Below are 18,640 nucleotides of genomic sequence, written 5' to 3'. Positions count from 1 at the left end.
TCCGAACAGTCCTGGCGGTCTCACCGCGAGAGGCCGCCGCCATTCGAGACATTCGAGGTTCAAAAAGAGTGCGAATGGTTGAGGTAGCAGAATTGATGAGGTGTGTATGGCTGAAAGACTGAACAATAATTTCCAGTTCGTACAGGTCGGGCGCAAAGATCCGTCCAAGAAGAATATTATTGCCCGTAAAAAAGAGTTCATTGAAATTTATGAGCCTTTTCGGGAACCGGAAGTAAAGAACCAGGCCCACCGTTGCCTTGAGTGTGGTAACCCGTACTGTGAGTGGAAGTGCCCGGTACACAACTATATTCCTAACTGGCTGAAGCTGGTTAGTGAAGGGCAGCTGTTTGAAGCGGCTGAACTGTCCCACCAGACTAACTCCCTGCCGGAAATCTGTGGCCGTGTGTGTCCGCAGGATCGTCTGTGTGAAGGGGCCTGTACCCTGAATGATGGTTTTGGTGCGGTCACTATCGGTGCCACTGAGAAATATATCACCGATACTGCTTTTTCCATGGGCTGGCGTCCGGATATGTCTGGCGTGACCTGGACCGATAAAAAGGTTGCGGTCATCGGTGCTGGCCCTGCAGGTTTGGCCTGTGCAGACGTTCTGGTGCGTAACGGTGTTAAGCCGGTTGTTTTTGATAAGTATCCGGAAATTGGCGGCCTGCTGACCTTTGGTATTCCAGAATTCAAGCTGGAAAAAGGCGTGATGGAACTGCGTCGTAAAATCTTCTCCGAGATGGGGATTGAGTTCCGTCTGGAAACAGAAGTTGGCAAGGACATCACCATCGAAGAGCTGCTGGCTGATTACGATGCCGTGTTTATGGGCATGGGTACCTATAACTACATGAAGGGCGGCTTCCCCGGTGAAGATCTGCCGGGTGTATACGATGCTCTGCCTTTCCTGGTATCCAATGTGAACCGGAATCTGGGCTTTGAAAAAGCGCCGGAAGACTTTATCGATATGAAGGGTAAGCAGGTTGTGGTTCTTGGTGGTGGTGACACTGCGATGGACTGTAACCGCACTTCTATCCGCCAGAGCGCCAGGAAGGTGAGCTGTGCTTACCGTCGTGACGAAGCCAATATGCCAGGCTCCCGTCGTGAGGTGACTAACGCTAAGGAAGAAGGTGTTAACTTCCTGTTTAACCGTCAGCCCATTGAGATTGTCGGTGATGGCAAAGTGGAAGGCATCAAGGTTGTCACCACTAAACTGGGTGAGCCTGATGAAAATGGCCGTCGTCGCCCGCAGCCGGTTCCGGGCAGTGAGGAGATTATTCCTGCTGATGCGGTTCTGGTGGCCTTTGGTTTCCAGCCCAGTCCGGCGGACTGGTTTACTGACTGTGATGTGAAGACTGACGACTGGGGCCGTGTTGTGGCACCGGAACAGGCTGAGTTCAAGTTCCAGACATCTAACCCCAAGATCTTTGCCGGCGGCGATATGGTGCGTGGTTCTGATCTGGTTGTGACGGCAGTCTGGGAAGGACGCCAGGCGGCTGAAGGTATTATGGACTTTCTGGATATCTGATTCGGGGTTTCGAGTCTGGATCGGGTTTATGATTTCCGCATCCGTCGATGCTTCCTGAATCGAGTCGCTAGCGGGCCATCCATGGCCCTTGAAATCATAAAGCCGATCCAGACTCAGACCGTATGTGGGAACTGTCCAGAAGCCCATTGCGGGTGGTGTACGAAAAAAGGAGAGCTTCGCTCTCCTTTTTTGTGCCTGACTGTATGTACTGAACGAATCAGCAGTTAGCGATCACTTCGATTTCGACTTGTGCATCCTTGGGCAGGCGTGCCACTTCCACGCAGCTGCGGGCCGGGAAGGGCAGGGTGAAGTACTGCTTGTAGACTTCGTTGATATCGGTGAAGTCATTCATATCTTTTACGAAAACGGTGGTTTTGCGCACTTTGCTCATGCTGGAGCCAGATGCTTCCAGAATGGCTTTTACATTTGGCGTGCCTGGGCTTTGGTATCTGCCGGCATATTACCGGTTTCCGGGTCAATGGGCAGCTGTCCGGAGGTGATAATCATGCCGTTAAACTGTATGGCCTGGGAGTAGGGGCCAATAGCAGCTGGAGCATCAGAAGTTTCTATAACTCGTTCCATGGTAATACTTGCTATACCTGAATTTGGTTTGGCTGACACCCGGAAGTCTCAGTATCCGTTTACAGGGTGACAGATTATGGGGTTGGCTAGTCCTTACAATTTTGACCAAGAACTGTCGTATATCAATAGGGTAAAAAAGTGGGCGGATAATACCCTTCCAATTCGAAACTGCGTTGATACTTGTCAAAAGAACAATCCTCCTGAAAAACAATCCTGAATATTCAATTTATGTTTAACAGGTGGTTGTTTGTAAAAATACTGACGCAATGCTTACGTTTGTGAAGCGGATTTTAGTCTGGCAGGTTTCTATGTAAGTACAATCCTTTATCAGGTAGAGTCTTGTCCATGATTTTTACTCGGTGAATGTCATTGCTGCCTAAGTGGAAGGTGGTGGCATTTATGCTCACTGTTGTTGGGGGTACAGATGGCTGAACTCAAGAATGATACGTTTTTAAGGGCTTTGCTGCGGGAGCCGGTGGACTATACGCCTGTCTGGATGATGCGTCAGGCGGGGCGTTACTTGCCTGAGTACCGGGCAACCCGGGCTAAGGCCGGGGATTTCATGAGCCTCTGCAAAAATGCGGAACTGGCCTGTGAGGTGACCTTGCAGCCCCTGGAGCGTTACCCTCTTGATGCTGCGATTCTGTTTTCAGATATTCTTACTGTTCCCGATGCTATGGGGCTTGGTCTCTATTTTGAGACGGGGGAAGGTCCCAAATTCCGCAAAACGGTAAGAACAGCCGCAGATGTTGATGCTCTGCTGACACCTTCTATGGATGATGAACTGAATTATGTGATGGAAGCTGTTCAGGTTATCCGTAGTGAACTTAACGGGCGCGTACCTCTGATCGGTTTTACCGGCAGTCCCTGGACTTTGGCGACTTATATGGTGGAAGGTGGCAGTACCAAAGACTTCCGTCATATCAAGGGCCTGATGTTTGACCAGCCTCAGGTACTCCATGAGCTGCTTTCCCGTCTGACGGATGTGGTAACAGATTATCTGAACGCGCAGATTCGCAGTGGCGCCCAGGCTGTGCAGATTTTTGATACCTGGGGTGGCGTGCTGGGTGGCCGTGAATATCAGGAATTCTCTCTGACTTATATGCAGCGCATCGTCAACGGTCTGATTCGGGAAAATGAAGGTCGTCGTGTACCAGTAATTCTGTTTACCAAGAATGGTGGCCAGTGGTTGGAGTCTATGGCGGATACCGGCGCTGATGCTCTGGGTTTGGACTGGACGACAAATATCGCCCAGGCCCGCGCCCGAGTAGGGGACAGAGTGGCGCTTCAGGGGAATATGGACCCCTGTGTACTTTATGCTTCACCGGATCGTATTCGGGAAGAAGTTGTGCGTATTCTGTCCGCCTATGGACACGGCTCCGGCCACGTTTTTAATCTTGGGCATGGTATTCATCAGTTTGTTGACCCTGATAAGGCGGGTGTCTTTGTGGAGGCAGTGCGGGAGTTTTCCAGAGGTTAAATGTATAGGGGCTGTTCAGCCCCTATACATTTTCTTCCAGTCTGGCGGTGCGGTTTTCCTCCGCCAGTTCTTCTTCCAGAACTTTTTTCAGCTGTTTTCCGCTGACGGGCTTGGTCAGGATTCTGTTTATTCGGTTACGGGTGGTCAGAGAGCTGTCCGGCTGCAGGCTCAGGCCTGTCAGCATCACGATGGTTAAGGATTTAAACCGGCTTTCTCCCGACAGGCGGCGGGCAAGCTGCATGCCGTTTATGCCCGGCATCTGGTGATCCAGCAGGACGATATCGAAGGGTTGGCCCAGGGAATCTTCTGTTCTGAGCAGGGCCATGGCTTCGGTAGCGTCGCGGGCCTGCTCAACCTGCACCCCCAGCTTCTGTATCTGCTGCACCAGAATATTACGACATGTGTCGTTGTCATCCACGACAAGGGCACGTTTACTGGTTAAGTCGATAATCCTTTCCGGACTACTGCTGCAAGCTTCGTCTGCTTCCACAGCCTCCAGGGGAATATCAATCCAATAGGTGGTTGTGACTGTGTCAATTTTGGCGACTCCGGCAGTACCTCCCAGGTAGCACGCCATGCGGGCAGCAAAGGTCAGACCGGATGAATGGGTTTCAGAAGAAGGTGCGTTGCTTAAATTAAAGGCATGGTAAGCTTCGTTGTAGCCAGCCCCGTTATCTGATGTTTGAACAGTAATTCTCAGTTGCAGTTTGTCATTTCTTGGGCTGTTGTTATGGCCGATATTCAGTACCACATCGCCCTGTTCCGTATGGTTAATGGCATGGGATACCAGGGTATTAATAATTCGGCTTATACGGGCGGTGTCGCCAATAAGCAGGCCGGGGACATTATGGTCAGCCATACAGGCCAGTTCCAGCCCCATCTGGTCCGCTTTGTAGCTGTAGCGTTCCACGCAATTATGGAGAAGGTCGTCCGGATCGAAGGTTTCCAGATGCTGAGTAATTTCCCCTGAGCTGATTTTTCCCATATCAACAACCTGATTAATCAGGGTCAACAGTTCCTGGCCGGAGAGCTGGATTGTGTAGAGGTAGTCCAGTTGGCGGTTTGACAGGGACGTGTTCTGCATCAGCTCGGTCATTCCCAGGATACCGTTCATGGGAGTGCGCAGTTCATGGCCAAGGTGGCTCCAGTCTGGTGCCTCTTCTATCGGGTCGTTGGTTTGTGATGTTGCTGTCGTGACATGCTGGGCTTCAGGTAGAAGATGCATAAGCATCAGACACACCGTGACAATCAAGGCGCTCATCAGCAGCAGACCTTCCATAATGCTGACATCAAATGGAAGAATATTAACCAGTGTCAGACTGGTAGTGATTTGAATAATGGTATAAGGAATAAACATACTCAGTAGTCGGTTAGCCTGTCCGTTTCCGTCATACAGGCGAATAACTCCGGCCAGAGTCAGGATCAGGGTGTTGCCTATAACCAGAGGCTGCAGAATCCACGCGGGTAAAATCAGGGAAAAGAACAGCACAGCAGGAACCAGAAGAATATTAATTCCCATAACCGGCAAAAGCAGACGCTCGATAATCGGCTGTTGATGGGGGGCAGTCAACATCTGTCGGACAATGTAAAGTATGGTGGCGTAGCCCACCAGCATCATGCTCTGTTGAATGGAATTTTGGTGGAGTGGGATAGAGTTCCAGAGGGCAGCAGGCAAACCCAGGCTCGCCAGGTGAAAAATGAGGATTGTTACTGTGAGTATGGATATCGGCAGAAATTCTTTTTTACGTTTTCTGGCAAGTCCCAGATTCAGCAGTAAAAGGGCAAAATTGAAACCCAGAAGCGAACCGTGGAACAGCAGGTAAAACTGTGTGTTGCTGACAATGTGTTCGGGGCTGCCCAGATGAATATTGATACGGGGAAAGTTGGGTGACTTCAGTTTCAGGTGAACGGTCGCAATTTGCCCCGGCGAAATTTTCAGGGGCATTAACTCATAGTTGGTGATAAGTTCTCCGTGCATAGGGGTTTTCATCGGAAAAATTTCCGGCATTCCGGCAGAAGAAAATATTTCCACATCGGTAGCGTCGGTGTGGCGTATACGCAGTACCAGTGGCACACTTTGCTCTGTAACATTACGAAGTTTCAGGCGGAGCCAGGTTGTACCTTTGTCCCTCAGAATCAACCGGGTTTTGTCCCAGTGGGTAAACGCTTTCTGGTACTCTGGCTGTAAAATATCTTCCAGGGTGAGGGTATCGCTCTTATCAATAAATATGTCGGGAGACTTAATCTTCTGGCTGAAATCCGGGCGGGTAATGGTAATCACAGCCTGGGCAGTAGTGCTTAATCCACTGATAAGTGTAAGAAGAACAATCAGACTAAACAGGCAGGAAGTGTTTTTGTTCTTATGCACGTTGATTACCTACATATGGTGTCCATACTGTGTCGCAGAAAAACTGCGCCATGTCATAGTTGTCAGTATAACGTGAGGAGCAAGAGCGGGGCTATGCCTCTATTAACTCAGCCCCTGACCTTTTTGACGTGATGTTAATTATTACTGCTGTTCCCGTGCGATAGCGCGATGACCGATATCTGTACGGAAATAACAATCTTTCCAGGAGATATTCCTGATGGACTCATAGGCTGTTGCCTGGGCTTCTGCAACAGTGTTTCCTAAAGCGGTTACGCAGAGAACACGGCCGCCATTTGTTACAACGGCGTCGTCTTTCAGTGCGGTACCCGCCTGGAACACTTGGCTTTCCATGGCGCTGTCCAGGCCCTGAATAGCATCCCCTTTGTTATAGCTTTCCGGATAACCACCGGCGGCCATAACAACACCCAGTGCAGCCCGGGAATCCCATTCACAGATTTTATCTGCAAGCTCACCATTGGCGCCGGCGAGGCAGAGTTCTACCAGATCAGATTTAAGGCGCATAAGAATAGGTTGGGTCTCCGGGTCGCCAAAGCGGCAGTTGTATTCCAGAACCTTGGGAGTGCCATCCGGGGCAATCATAATACCGGCGTACAGGAATCCGGTGTAACGGTACCCTTCAGATGCCATACCTTTTACGGTGGGATAAATCACTTCCTGCATAATGCGATCATGCATTTCAGGAGTAACAACCGGGGCCGGAGAGTAAGCGCCCATGCCGCCGGTGTTGGGGCCGGTGTCGCCATTATCCCGGGCTTTATGGTCCTGGCTGGTGGCCAGGGGCAGAACGTTTTCGCCGTCAACCATTACGATAAAGCTGGCTTCTTCGCCCACCAGAAACTCTTCGATCACCACGCGGCTGCCGGCTTCGCCAAAGGCATTGCCTGCCAGCATATCTTTGATGGCTGTTTCCGCTTCTTCTTCGGTCTGGGCGAGAATAACGCCTTTACCTGCAGCCAGGCCGTCAGCTTTTACCACAATGGGAGCACCCTGTTCGCGAACATAAGCGACAGCAGGCTCAATTTCGGTGAAATTGGCATAGGCTGCTGTGGGAATATTGTGGCGAGCCAGGAAATCTTTGGTGAATGCCTTGGAGCCTTCTAGCTGGGCAGAACCCTGATCCGGGCCAAAAATTGTCAGGCCTTCTTTTCTGAAGCGGTCAACAACACCGATAACCAGAGGCGCTTCCGGACCGACAATGGTCAGCTCAATACCGGTGTCTTTGGCAAAATCCACCAGGCGATCAATATCTGTTGCGTCAATAGCGACATTGGAGATACCAGCTTCACGGGCGGTACCGGCGTTACCCGGTGCCACAAAAACTTCACTAACCCGGGATGATTGTGCAGCTTTCCAGGCCAGAGCATGCTCACGACCACCGCCACCGATTACCAGAATTTTCATAACCGCAGATCCTTTGAAAGAGAGCGGCGGGTGTGCCGCCCTGAGCGAGCGATTTATTGTCTTGTATTGTCTTAAATTATCTTGTTAGTGCCGGAAATGACGCATGCCGGTAAAGACCATGGCCATGCCGGCTTCGTTGGCCGCATCGATCACTTCCTGGTCACGCATGGAACCGCCGGGCTGAATAACAGCGGTAATACCGGCAGTTGCGGCTGCATCAATACCATCCCGGAACGGGAAGAAAGCGTCGGATGCCATAACGGAACCGGGCACTTCCAGGCCTTCGTCAGCGGCTTTAATACCGGCGATACGGGCACTGTAAACACGGCTCATCTGGCCCGCGCCAATACCAACGGTCTGGTTGTTCTTGCAGTAGACAATGGCATTGGATTTCACGTATTTGGCCACTTTCCAGGCAAACTGCAGATCACGGAATTCATCATCAGTGGGAAGACGCTCGGTGACAACTTTGAGTTCTTCTCCGGTTACCCGGCCAAGGTCAGCATCCTGCACCAGCAGGCCGCCGTTTACACGTTTGAAGTCGAGAAAAGGCGTGGGGGACGCAGACAGCTCACCACAGACCAGAACGCGAATGTTGGGTTTGCTGGCCAGGACTTCCCTGCACTCATCGTTGATGGAAGGCGCGATAATCACTTCCACAAACTGACGGTTGATAATAGCGTGGGCGGTACCGGCATCCAGCGGGCGGTTAAAGGCAATAATGCCGCCGAACGCGGAAGTGGGGTCGGTGGCGTAAGCCCGGGTGTAGGCTTCCAGAATATCGGTACCGATAGCCACACCGCAGGGGTTGGCGTGTTTGACGATGACGCAGGCGGGCTGGTCAAAGCCTTTTACGCATTCGAGAGCGGCATCGGTATCGGCAATATTGTTATAGGACAGTGCCTTGCCCTGCAGCACGGATGCGGTGGATACGCTGGTATCGGCAGGATTACGCTCGGTGTAGAACGCCGCCTTTTGGTGGGGGTTTTCACCATAACGCATCTCAGCGTTTTTCACGAACTGAGTGCTAAAGGTGTTAGGGAAGTCCGCTTTCTGTTCGGGCTGCTCCGGGTTGCGCAGACCCAGATGGTTGGCGATAGCGCCGTCGTAAGCTGCGGTATGTTCAAAAGCTTCTACCGCCAGCTGGAAGCGCATGGGGTCGTCCAATCCACCCTGCTGTTCCAGGGTGTCGGCAATTTTGCCGTAGTTGTTCGCGTTAACGACAATCGCTGCATATTTGTGGTTTTTGGCCGTGGCGCGAACCATGGTGGGGCCACCGATATCGATGTTTTCGATAGCGTTTTCCAAGGTGCAGTCAGGATCGGCAACGGTGTTTTCAAAGGGGTAAAGATTTACAACCACCATATCAATGGGCTTGATGCCATGGGCGGCGATGACTTCGTCATCCTGACCACGACGGGCAAGAATGCCACCATGGATTTTGGGGTGGAGGGTTTTTACCCTGCCGTCCATCATCTCCGGAAAGCCGGTGTAATCAGAAACTTCTGTCACAGGAACATCGTTCTCCTGCAGCAATCGGAAGGTGCCGCCGGTGGACAGAATTTCAATATCAAGAGCCGCCAGTCGACGGGCAAATTCCACCACACCCTGCTTGTCGGATACGCTGATCAGCGCTCTTCGTACAGGGCGAATGCCGGAGTTGTCAGTCATTACAGTCTCGCTTTCGGATAGTTGCCTATAAAGTCACTGCAGGTTAAGCACCAAAGTGCTTTTCCTGTAGTTCTGATGTTTCCTGCCGTCCTGGCATTTTGTTATTGGGGAAACAACATCAGGGTTGCTGTTTCCGGGCAGAATAAAAAAACAGGCGGAAGGTCGCCTGTTTTCAGAAAACTGTGTCAAAGCAATCCATATTGCTTGAGCTTTTTGCGCAGGGTTCCGCGGTTCAGGCCCAGCATAACCGCTGCCCGGGTCTGGTTGCCTTTTACATAGGACATAACAGACTCCAGCAAAGGGGCTTCCACCTCAGAAAGCACCATATTGTAGACATTGGTGACGTCGTGTCCTTCCAGATGGGCGAAGTAGTTGTTCATCGCCTTCTCGACGCTGTCGCGCAGTGTCTGGGTTTCCTGTGAAACAGGGCTGGTCAGGTGCTGACCGGAGCCTGTAACGGCTGAATCCTGGGCTGCAATATCAGTCACTGTCATGCCGCAAACTCCTTTCCTTTGATCAATTGCGCAAAGTGTTCCCTGATTCCGGCAATCTGCGCCGAGGGGGTGTCCATTTGGTTGAAGACCTTGCGAAACGCGGCCGAGCCGGTATCTACCTGAAGATACCAGCCCACATGTTTGCGGGCGATACGCACACCCATCACTTCACCATAAAATCTGTGCAGAGCCCGCAGATGGTTCAAAAGGGTCTGGCAGACAGTCTCGAAGGTGGGGTGTGGCAGCCGTTCACCGTGTTCCAGATAGTGTGCAATTTCCCGAAATATCCACGGCCTGCCCTGTGCCGCGCGGCCAATCATGACCGCCTGGGCGCCGGTGTATTCCATCACATATTTTGCTTTTTCCGGTGTGCAGATATCACCGTTGGCAATAACAGGAATGGAGACAGCCGAACAGATGCTGGCGATGGTGTCGTATTCTGCATCCCCTTTGTACATGCAGCTGCGTGTGCGTCCATGTACGGCCAGGGCCTGGATTCCACAGTCTTCGGCAATGCGGGCGATGGTGGTGCCATTTCGCTGTTCCGGATTCCAGCCGGTACGAATCTTCAGGGTGACAGGAATGTCTACAGCGGATACAACCGCAGTCAGAATATTCCGCACCAGATGTTCGTCCCGCAGCAGCGCGGAGCCTGCGGCCTTGTTACAGACCTTTTTGGCGGGGCAGCCCATATTGATATCAATGATCTGGGCACCCATTTCGGCATTGCGACGGGCGGCCTCAGCCATCATCTCAGGGTCACCGCCGGCGATCTGGACAGAGCGGGGTTCGGGTTCATCGGTGTGATCAAGGCGAAGGCGGGATTTGCGGGTGTTCCAGAGGCGGACATCGCTGGTCACCATTTCAGATACAACCAGCCCGGCTCCCTGCTCCAGACAGAGCTTGCGGAACGGGCGATCCGTGACTCCGGCCATGGGGGCCAGAATGACAGGGGATGATAACTGATAGGGACCTATCTTCAGCAATTTGGGTTCACACTCGAATCTGCTCAGGAAACTTGCTGGTCAAAAAGTAACCGTATTTGGGCCGGGTATGATAACCCGTTCACCCCTTCGGATAAAGCTGAAAACCGGCAGGATGAGGGCGCATGCCATACCGGAAGAAACTTTTTTCAGGGCAGAAAATCAAAATTAATTCCGGTTACTGCGGATGTTGGTTTCATCACTTTCAGAGCTAAGTGCACTGGCTGCCCGGAAGGCATCAGCAGGGCTCCGGCTGCTTCCCCGGAGAGATATTGGCTGGGGGAAAGTATCCGACTGGCAATAACTTTGCCGTGGGCACCGGTCATGGTCATCAACAGGTGGGGGTAAGGTTGATCAAAGTTGGCTGTGTTTGTGATGATGGCATCCACAGACAGGGCGTTCTTATATTCTCCATCGTTACGAATCACGATATGACTGGACTGTATGGCAGACAGATCTTTCAGATCCGATGTTTTGCAGGCAACCATATTACACAGGCTGATAAAAACCGGGCGCAGATAGGGGGTGCGAGACAGCTCGCTGAAATTGGCCCAGGTGTATTGTCCAAGCAAAAGAACAAATGCCAGAAAGCTTGCGACTGGCCAGATAACCTGATGTAAACGATTACGTGACTGGTAATGGAGATTCAGTGGCTCATCATTCAGGTTATGCAGGCTGCTGGCTGGTTTTTGGGGGGGCGCAGTTATTGCTGGTTCCTGATGAGGAATCTTTTCAGACTTTATTTCCTTTTGGCTGTCTTCTCTTCTGGCGGTGATTTCAGGTGCCGGTTTCTTTTTTGAAGAAGACTGGCTGACTAAAGGTTCGCTGTCTTTAGCCTCTTCTTCATTTTCTAAATCTTCCAGAAGAGATCTGGCCCAGGCTTCGTCAGCATCAGGTTCTTCTTCAATATCCGGTTCAGCAGAAAAGCTCTGGAAAGGCTGATCATCTTCAAGCCCCAGGGCATCATCACTCAGGTCAAGCTGATGTTTGGCAGGTCCGGTCTTTGTGTCAGGAGAAGAAAATTCTGGAGCTTTCTGCTTCTCTGGCTTTGGTTCCGGGGCTGAGGCTTGTTCCTGTTGAAATTGTCCGGGTTGTAAAGCTTTCGGCAGTGTATCGCCGATAATATATTGGTGGGCTTTAAACACATGCAGGCAGGAACCGCAGCGCACAGAACCCTGTGCTGCGAGAAGGTGTTTCCGGGTTATCCGAAATGCGGCTTTGCATTCCGGACAGCGGGTGATCCATGTCTCTGAAGTGTTCGTCTCGGTTGTTGTCTGCATGGCTGCCAGGTCAAGGTATTATCAACAGAACCCAAGAATCCCTAAGAATCTTTGCAGATAATATATTGCCAGTTTCCAGCAGCAAACACTAATACGACAGAGGTTGATCAGTCGTTTTGCTTACGGGTTCCGGTTAACCTTACCCAGCCATCCTGTTCGGCGGCTGGTTCCATATCAAACCACTGTTGATAAGAATTGGAAACATCATCTGCCTGTTCCGCCAGGATGCCTGACAGGGCCAGCTTTCCTCCGGGTTTGGTAAGGCTGGCCAGGTTTTCCGCCAGACTGATCAGCGGGCCGGCAAGAATATTGGCGACAATTACATCTACCTGCAGTTCAGGCATATCTTTGGGATAACAGACTTTCAGTTGGCCATCGGGGATATTATTTCGGCTGGCGTTATTCCGGGAGGCTTCAAGGGCCTGGGGGTCGGTATCCACGCCAATCACATCCTTTGCACCCAGCAGTAGGGCAGCAATAGCCAGAATACCGGAGCCACAGCCGTAGTCGATCACCTGCTGATTTTCGAGACTCTGTTCATCCAGCCACTTCAGGCAGAGGGCCGTGGTGGGGTGGGTGCCGGTGCCAAAGGCCAGGCCAGGGTCAAGCATCAGGTTGACGGCACTAGGGTCGGGAATTTCTTTCCAGCTGGGGCAGACCCACAGACGCTTGCCAAACTGCATAGGGTGGAAGTGGGTCATCCACTCCCTTTCCCAGTCTTTATCTTCAACAATTTCTACCCTGTGGGCGCTGTAGCTGCCGGGAGCGACTTCTTCAATGCGGGCAATGATGCTGTCCATATCAACATCCGCTTCAAATAAACCAAACAGACGCAGGTTGTTCCACAGTGGGGTTGTGCCAAGGTCCGGTTCATACAGAGGCTGGTCGCAGGCGTCCTGGAAGGTGACCGCAAGGGCTCCACATTCAAGAAGCAGGTCTTCCAGAGAGGGAGACTGTTCCGGTGTGGTATCAAGTTTCAGCTGAATCCAGGACATGTATGAGACTCGGGATTTGTATGTGTAAAGAGGTGTATATGCAAAGAATTGAGCCGGGAGGTTAGAGAGAGGAGAGACAGCTGTCAAACGACAGCTGTCTTTTCTGGCATGTATGCATGCTTTGTGGAAGAGCCTGTGAAGGAGCTGCCAGATCAGCTTTCCAGCTTTTTGGTCAGGTAGTGAATATTTACACCGCCTTCAATAAAGTTGGGGTCACGTACCAGTTCTTTATGCAAAGGCGTATTGGTACGAATACCTTCAATCACCAGCTCATCCAGGGCGTTACGCATTCTGGCCAGTGCGGTTGCACGATCCGGGCCCCAGGTGATCATTTTTGCGATCATGGAGTCGTAGAACGGTGGAATGGAGTAGCCACTGTAAAGGTGGGAGTCTACCCGCACACCATTGCCGCCGGGCATATGCAGCTGGGTCAGCTTACCGGGAGAGGGCATAAAGGTTTTCGGGTCTTCCGCGTTAATACGGCACTCAATGGCGTGACCGGTGAATTTGATATCATCCTGGGTAACAGACAGTGGTTCACCATTGGCGATACGCAACTGTTCCTTGATGATATCGAAGCCGCTGATTTCCTCGGAAACCGGATGCTCAACCTGTACACGGGTGTTCATTTCAATGAAATAGAACTCACCTTCCTGGTACAGAAATTCAAAGGTTCCCGCGCCTTTGTAGCCGATATCAATGCAGGCATCGGTACAGGCTTTATAAACCTTTTGGCGGGCTTCTTCGGGAATGCCGGGAGCCGGAGCTTCTTCGATAACCTTCTGGTGGCGGCGCTGCAGGGAGCAGTCCCGGTCACCCAGGTGAATAGCATTACCCTGACCATCGGACAGCACCTGAACTTCAACGTGACGAGGCGTTTCCAGGAACTTCTCCAGATATACGACGTCGTTGTTAAAGGCTGCACCAGCTTCAGTCTTGGTCACGCTGATGGAGTTCAGCAGGGCCTGTTCACGGTGAACGGCACGCATGCCGCGACCGCCGCCACCACCGGACGCTTTAATAATGACCGGGTATCCGATTTCCCGGGCCATTTTCAGGTTGCGCTCGTGGTCATCAGTCAGAGGACCGTCGGAGCCGGGAACCGTGGGAACGCCAGCCTTTTTCATGGCTTTGATGGCGGCAACCTTGTCACCCATCATGCGGATAACATCCGGAGAGGGGCCGATAAAAGTAAATCCGCTGCGCTCAACCTGTTCGGCAAAGTCCGCGTTTTCTGCCAGGAAACCATAACCGGGGTGGATAGCGACAGAGTCTGTCACTTCCGCGGCGCTGATAATCGCCGGAATATTCAGATAGCTTTCCGTGGCGTTGTTAGGGCCGATGCAGACGGTTTCGTCGGCGAGCCGGACATGCATCAGGTCTTCGTCAGCCTTGGAGTGTACGGCGACGGTTTTGATGCCCATTTCCTTGCATGCGCGAAGGATTCTCAGGGCGATCTCGCCCCGGTTGGCAATAAGAACTTTTTCCAGCATGGGTTAGGTTCCTGCCCGCTCAGACGATGGTGAACAAGGGTTGGTCAAACTCGACAGGTGAACCGTTCTCGATCAGAGCTGCTTCGATCGTGCCGGCTTTGTCGGCCTTGATCTGGTTCATCATCTTCATAGCTTCAACGATGCATAGAACATCACCTTCTTTTACGCGCTGGCCAACTTCAACAAAAGCTGCGGAGTTGGGTGACGGAGAGCGGTAGAAGGTGCCGACCATGGGGGAACAAACCTGGTGACCGGAGGGGGCGGCTTCTGCCGGAGCAGCTGCAGCAGGCGCGGCTTCAGCAGCAACAGGTGCGGCGGCAGGCACGGGTGCAGCGGCTACAACAGCTTGCTGAACGGGAACCGCTGCACTCCGGGAGCTGCGGCTGATGCGAACGGACTCTTCACCTTCGTGAATTTCCAGTTCATCAATACCGGACTCTTCGAGGAGTTCGATCAATTTTTTTACTTTTCGGATATCCATGATCAATTCCGGGTAGTTCTAAAGGTCAAAGGGAAAGTTCAGTAAAGGACTCTGGGATTTTGCTCGGAGCCCCTTTTACGGAGAAGGTTCGAGGTGGCTGATGGCGGATTGCAGTGCATATTCATAGCCTGCTGAACCTAAACCGCAAATCACACCCATAGCCACATCAGAGAAATACGAGTGGTGGCGGAAGGATTCCCGGGCGTGAACGTTAGAGAGGTGGACCTCAATAAACGGTATGGATACGCCCAGCAGAGCATCTCTCAGGGCAACACTTGTATGGGTGAAAGCCGCAGGGTTGATAATGATAAATTCAATCCCTTCATCTTTCGCAGCATGAATACGATCAATCAGCTGATACTCAGCATTGCTCTGGAAGTGGGAAAGCTGATGGCCGCCGGCCTGTGCCTGGCTGGTCAGGGTTTGATTAATATCATCAAGCGTAACCGTGCCATAGACACCCGGTTCGCGGGTGCCCAGCAGATTCAGGTTCGGACCGTGCAGTACAAGAATCGTTGCCATCGGGAAGCTCTAGCCATTTTTAATAAAGCATTGTGCCCTATCAGTGTAACCGCGTCTATCTTCCCCATGTTACAGCACGTTATTGACGTGTTGCGTTATTTTTCCTGGATTTTGCCCGTATATATCAACTTTTTTTCGTGGCTTTTAGCAGGGAGAGAAAAATTTTTTCGTCAATTTCGCCTTGTTTTCGCAAGGATTTCAGCTCTTCTCCGGCAGAATTGTAGAAAATAAAGGCTGGTGGACCAAAAAGATTATATTTTGTGAGAATACTGCGCTGATCGGCGGAGTTCGCTGTAATATCAAGGCGTATTTTTTTGAAGGGAGTCAGAGTGTTGATAACTTCCGGTTGGCTGAGAACCTCCCGTTCAAAGACTTTACAGGAAATGCACCAGTCAGCGTAAAAGTCGATAAAAACCGGCTGGCCCGCTTGTCTGGCCTGGGTCAGTTGCTGATCAAGTTCCTGGCTGGTGGTCAGGGTTACAAACCCGCCATGGCTTTCTGAGGACGCTGCTGAGTTTACAGTTATTATCTGAGTGGTATTGCCACTGGAATAACCTAAAGGCCGCAGAGGGTCACTCTGACCCTGAATACCACCAACGAAGAGTGTGGCACCGTAAATCAGTAACAGTAAGCCAATGACCTGCCGAAAAGCCTGCCAGCCCTGGCGTTTGTTGAAATCGAGGGCACCAAGATAAACCGCACTGCCTATGGCCAGCGTCCCCCACAGTAGAAGGGTAACAGGCCCGGGAATCATGCGCTCCAGCATCCATACGGCAACCCCCAGTAACATCACTCCAAAGGCTGCTTTAATACCATCCATCCACATGCCCGCTTTAGGCAGCAGGCTGGCACCGCCAATGCCAATAATAAACAGCGGTGTGCCCATACCCAGGCCAAGGGCAAAGAGGGAAAGACCGCCAATAGCCATATCTCCGGTACTGCTGATATAAACCAGTGCTCCTGCCAGGGGAGCGGATACACAGGGAGATACCAGCAGAGTTGAGAAAATCCCCGCAAGAACGGCCCCTGTACAGGTGCCTTTGCGTTTATCGCTTGTAGCCTGATCTGCACGGGTTAGCTTATCCCGCAGCTTTTCCGGCAGTTGCAGTTCAAACAATCCGAACATGGACAGAGCCAGTACAGCAAACAGGGTCGCGAAAGGAATCAGCAGCCAGGGGGACTGTAACCGCGCCTGCAGATTCAGGCTGGCACCGAAGTAGCCCATCAGCATACCGGCAACCGCATAAGTTGCGGACATGGCCAGTACATAGCAGGCGGTAAGCAGAATATTGTGAGTCCGTGAACCCTGGCTGTTAGCGACCATTGCAGAAACAATGGGAATCATCGGCAGAACGCAGGGCGTAAATGTCAACGCCAGACCACCAAGGAAAAACAGAAGCAAAATACGGAACAGTCCCTGGTTGGTTAGCAGGGCTGAAAGGAAACCATCATCTATGTCTGTGTTAACCGCCGCTTCAGGTGCAGAAGAGGTGGAGCCTGATGGTTGGTCTGCATTAACGACCGGGATGATGTTCAGACTGCTGGGGGGATAACAAAGCCCGGCGTCAGCACAGCCCTGATAATTTACGATGATTTCAGGGAAGTTGCTGGTGGTTTCAATGGGAATCTGAACATCAATGGATTCCGGGTAGGTTTCTATTTCTTTTTTAAGAAACGGGTCAAACTTGGTTGCACCGGCAGGAATATCGGGGGTACCCATGCGGGTTTTGGTGGGATCAACGGCCTCAAAGCTGATCATATGCTTGTAAAGATAGTGTTTCGGAGTGACATCAAGGTGGATTGTCACAACATCACCAGTCAACGTTCCGCTTATTTTGAAGGCTTCTTCTACAGGGAGGAATTCTGATTCACTGGAAGAGCTGCCACCGAACAGGGCGTTAAATCCGGATGCCTGACCAGCCAAGGGGATAAAAAGTGAGGCAAAAAGAACAAGGAATAAACCGGGAAAAGATAGTCTGGAGTATGTCTGCATTGGCCAGGTGCTCGTTGTTACTGTTATCTATTGTTGCCTTACGCGCACCGCAGGGCAATGGATTCCTGAGCCTTTCCAAAGCCGGGCGACAGCAGGGCTGCCACCCGTATCGGTTACTTGTAGGCAGCAACAGACTTCTGGATAACCTCGCGGGCCGCGTCGCTGTTCTGCCAGCTGTCGATTTTCACCCACTTGCCTTCTTCGAGATCCTTGTAGTTCTCAAAGAAGTGCTCAATCTGCTTGATCAGCAGGGGAGGAAGGTCAGTGTATTCCTGTACGTCACTGTAAATCTTGGTCAGCTTGTCATGGGGAACGGCGATAACCTTTTCGTCCTGGCCGCTTTCGTCGGACATGTTCAGCATGCCAACAGGACGGCAGCGGATTACAGAACCAGGAGCAACCGGATAAGGGGTGACTACCAGCACGTCCAGAGGGTCGCCATCATCAGCCAGGGTCTGGGGAACATAGCCGTAGTTGGCGGGGTAGAACATGGGTGTGGACATGAAACGGTCTACAAACAGGGAGTTGGTGTCTTTGTCGATCTCATACTTGATGGGATCACTGTTGGCCGGAATCTCGATAACAACGTACAAATCGTTGGGTATATCCTTGCCGGGAGCGATACTGTCGAAACTCATCAGGTGAAAACCCCTGTTTTTGTGTATAAAGGTCGCGGGATTATAAGGCCAGTTGCCGGGGGGCGGCCAGCCAATTTTTCTTGCCAGTCCTGTTTCGGGAAGCTATAGCAGTAAGAGGGATGGCAGCCGGGCTACCGGCGTTTCAGGAGAGTAAAACTATGCGTTCGATTCTCGTTGACGAATGTATGACTCATTCAATAATCACTCTTTCTCCGGATATTGATATTGTCGAAGCGATTCGGGTCTTGCTGAAAAACAATATTACCGCCGCTCCGGTTGTCAGTGAGGAAGGGAAGCTGGTGGGCATTCTGTCGGAAACCGATTGTCTGTCGGGTACCCTGACCGGCAGTTATTACTCTCAGGGCAGCGGGCTGGTTTCCGAGTTTATGGAGACACATGTTGTTACCACCACGGCCTCTGACAGTATTATTGATGCTTACGAACGCTGTATGACTGAGAAGGCCCTGCGTATTCCTGTTCTCCAGGAGGATGGTTCACTGGTCGGGATGCTCAGTCCCAAAGACCTGATGGCCGCCGTTCTGGAATATTACGAGAAGCCGGTGGAGCTTTCGGGCCAGAAGAATATTTCCGGAGAAACCTGACGAAAAACCGACGTTTTCAGACTGTTATAGAGAGTCCTCTCTTATTCTTCATCATCTAAGCTAAACAAAATACATGGGCAGGGATATTGTACCTGCCCTTGATGAAGACAG

The 18,640-nt window shown here is 51.7% G+C and carries 15 protein-coding genes and 1 pseudogene; 3 read left to right on the top strand and 13 right to left on the bottom strand.

Annotation, left to right across the window (positions count from 1 at the left end; all coding sequences use genetic code 11):
* Positions 1-106: 106 nt before the first annotated feature.
* Entirely contained in the window at positions 107-1,525 is a 1,419-nt protein-coding gene (locus ACY2RQ_RS05405; protein ID WP_490111936.1) for an FAD-dependent oxidoreductase, read from the top strand.
* Positions 1,526-1,742: 217 nt separating this feature from the next.
* Here ACY2RQ_RS05405 and ACY2RQ_RS05400 read toward each other — a convergent pair.
* A pseudogene (locus tag ACY2RQ_RS05400) lies at positions 1,743-2,032 on the bottom strand (Rid family detoxifying hydrolase).
* A gap of 499 nt (positions 2,033-2,531) precedes the next feature.
* Between ACY2RQ_RS05400 and hemE the strand changes: the two are divergent.
* A complete protein-coding gene (hemE, locus tag ACY2RQ_RS05395) occupies positions 2,532-3,587 on the top strand; it encodes a uroporphyrinogen decarboxylase (protein ID WP_490111935.1) in 1,056 nt (351 codons plus the stop codon).
* Positions 3,588-3,609: 22 nt separating this feature from the next.
* On the opposite strand, the gene ACY2RQ_RS05390 is transcribed toward hemE, so the two are convergent.
* The 12 genes from ACY2RQ_RS05390 to ppa form a co-directional block, all read right to left on the bottom strand.
* Positions 3,610-5,955 (bottom strand): response regulator, encoded by a 2,346-nt coding sequence (locus ACY2RQ_RS05390; RefSeq protein WP_490111934.1) that lies wholly within the window; start codon positions 5,953-5,955, stop codon positions 3,610-3,612.
* A gap of 141 nt (positions 5,956-6,096) precedes the next feature.
* On the bottom strand, positions 6,097-7,377 hold the full coding sequence (gene purD / locus ACY2RQ_RS05385) for a phosphoribosylamine--glycine ligase (RefSeq protein WP_490111933.1): 1,281 nt from the start codon (positions 7,375-7,377) through the stop codon (positions 6,097-6,099).
* An 84-nt stretch (positions 7,378-7,461) separates the two neighbouring features.
* Positions 7,462-9,048 carry a bifunctional phosphoribosylaminoimidazolecarboxamide formyltransferase/IMP cyclohydrolase gene (gene purH / locus ACY2RQ_RS05380; RefSeq protein WP_490111932.1) on the bottom strand — a complete coding sequence of 529 codons (1,587 nt, stop codon included), beginning with the start codon at positions 9,046-9,048 and terminating at the stop codon, positions 7,462-7,464.
* A 185-nt stretch (positions 9,049-9,233) separates the two neighbouring features.
* Entirely contained in the window at positions 9,234-9,542 is a 309-nt protein-coding gene (gene fis, locus ACY2RQ_RS05375) for a DNA-binding transcriptional regulator Fis (RefSeq protein WP_490111931.1), read from the bottom strand.
* Positions 9,539-10,528, bottom strand: a complete 990-nt coding sequence (dusB, locus tag ACY2RQ_RS05370) for a tRNA dihydrouridine synthase DusB (RefSeq protein WP_490111930.1) — start codon at positions 10,526-10,528, stop codon at positions 9,539-9,541. The genes fis and dusB overlap by 4 nt, the downstream gene beginning before the upstream one ends.
* A gap of 146 nt (positions 10,529-10,674) precedes the next feature.
* Complete coding sequence (locus ACY2RQ_RS05365; protein ID WP_490111929.1) at positions 10,675-11,805, bottom strand: zinc-ribbon and DUF3426 domain-containing protein; 1,131 nt, start codon at positions 11,803-11,805, stop codon at positions 10,675-10,677.
* Between the two features lie 107 nt (positions 11,806-11,912).
* Complete coding sequence (prmA, locus tag ACY2RQ_RS05360; protein ID WP_490111928.1) at positions 11,913-12,800, bottom strand: 50S ribosomal protein L11 methyltransferase; 888 nt, start codon at positions 12,798-12,800, stop codon at positions 11,913-11,915.
* 152 nt (positions 12,801-12,952) lie between these two features.
* Positions 12,953-14,293: an acetyl-CoA carboxylase biotin carboxylase subunit gene (gene accC / locus ACY2RQ_RS05355; protein WP_490111927.1), complete on the bottom strand. Its 1,341-nt coding sequence runs from the start codon at positions 14,291-14,293 to the stop codon at positions 12,953-12,955.
* Between the two features lie 19 nt (positions 14,294-14,312).
* Positions 14,313-14,774: an acetyl-CoA carboxylase biotin carboxyl carrier protein gene (gene accB / locus ACY2RQ_RS05350; protein ID WP_490111926.1), complete on the bottom strand. Its 462-nt coding sequence runs from the start codon at positions 14,772-14,774 to the stop codon at positions 14,313-14,315.
* Positions 14,775-14,849: 75 nt separating this feature from the next.
* Positions 14,850-15,296, bottom strand: a complete 447-nt coding sequence (gene aroQ, locus ACY2RQ_RS05345) for a type II 3-dehydroquinate dehydratase (RefSeq protein WP_490111925.1) — start codon at positions 15,294-15,296, stop codon at positions 14,850-14,852.
* Between the two features lie 124 nt (positions 15,297-15,420).
* On the bottom strand, positions 15,421-17,289 hold the full coding sequence (gene dsbD / locus ACY2RQ_RS05340; RefSeq protein ID WP_490111924.1) for a protein-disulfide reductase DsbD: 1,869 nt from the start codon (positions 17,287-17,289) through the stop codon (positions 15,421-15,423).
* Between the two features lie 113 nt (positions 17,290-17,402).
* Positions 17,403-17,927, bottom strand: a complete 525-nt coding sequence (ppa, locus tag ACY2RQ_RS05335) for an inorganic diphosphatase (RefSeq protein WP_490111923.1) — start codon at positions 17,925-17,927, stop codon at positions 17,403-17,405.
* Between the two features lie 158 nt (positions 17,928-18,085).
* Here ppa and ACY2RQ_RS05330 point away from each other — a divergent pair, with 158 nt between their 5' ends.
* Positions 18,086-18,529 (top strand): CBS domain-containing protein, encoded by a 444-nt coding sequence (locus tag ACY2RQ_RS05330; RefSeq protein ID WP_490111922.1) that lies wholly within the window; start codon positions 18,086-18,088, stop codon positions 18,527-18,529.
* The last annotated feature ends 111 nt before the right edge of the window (positions 18,530-18,640 follow it).

Source organism: Parendozoicomonas sp. 209JJ7-1 (assembly GCF_058147085.1).
This window is presented reverse-complemented; position numbering and strand designations above follow the sequence as displayed.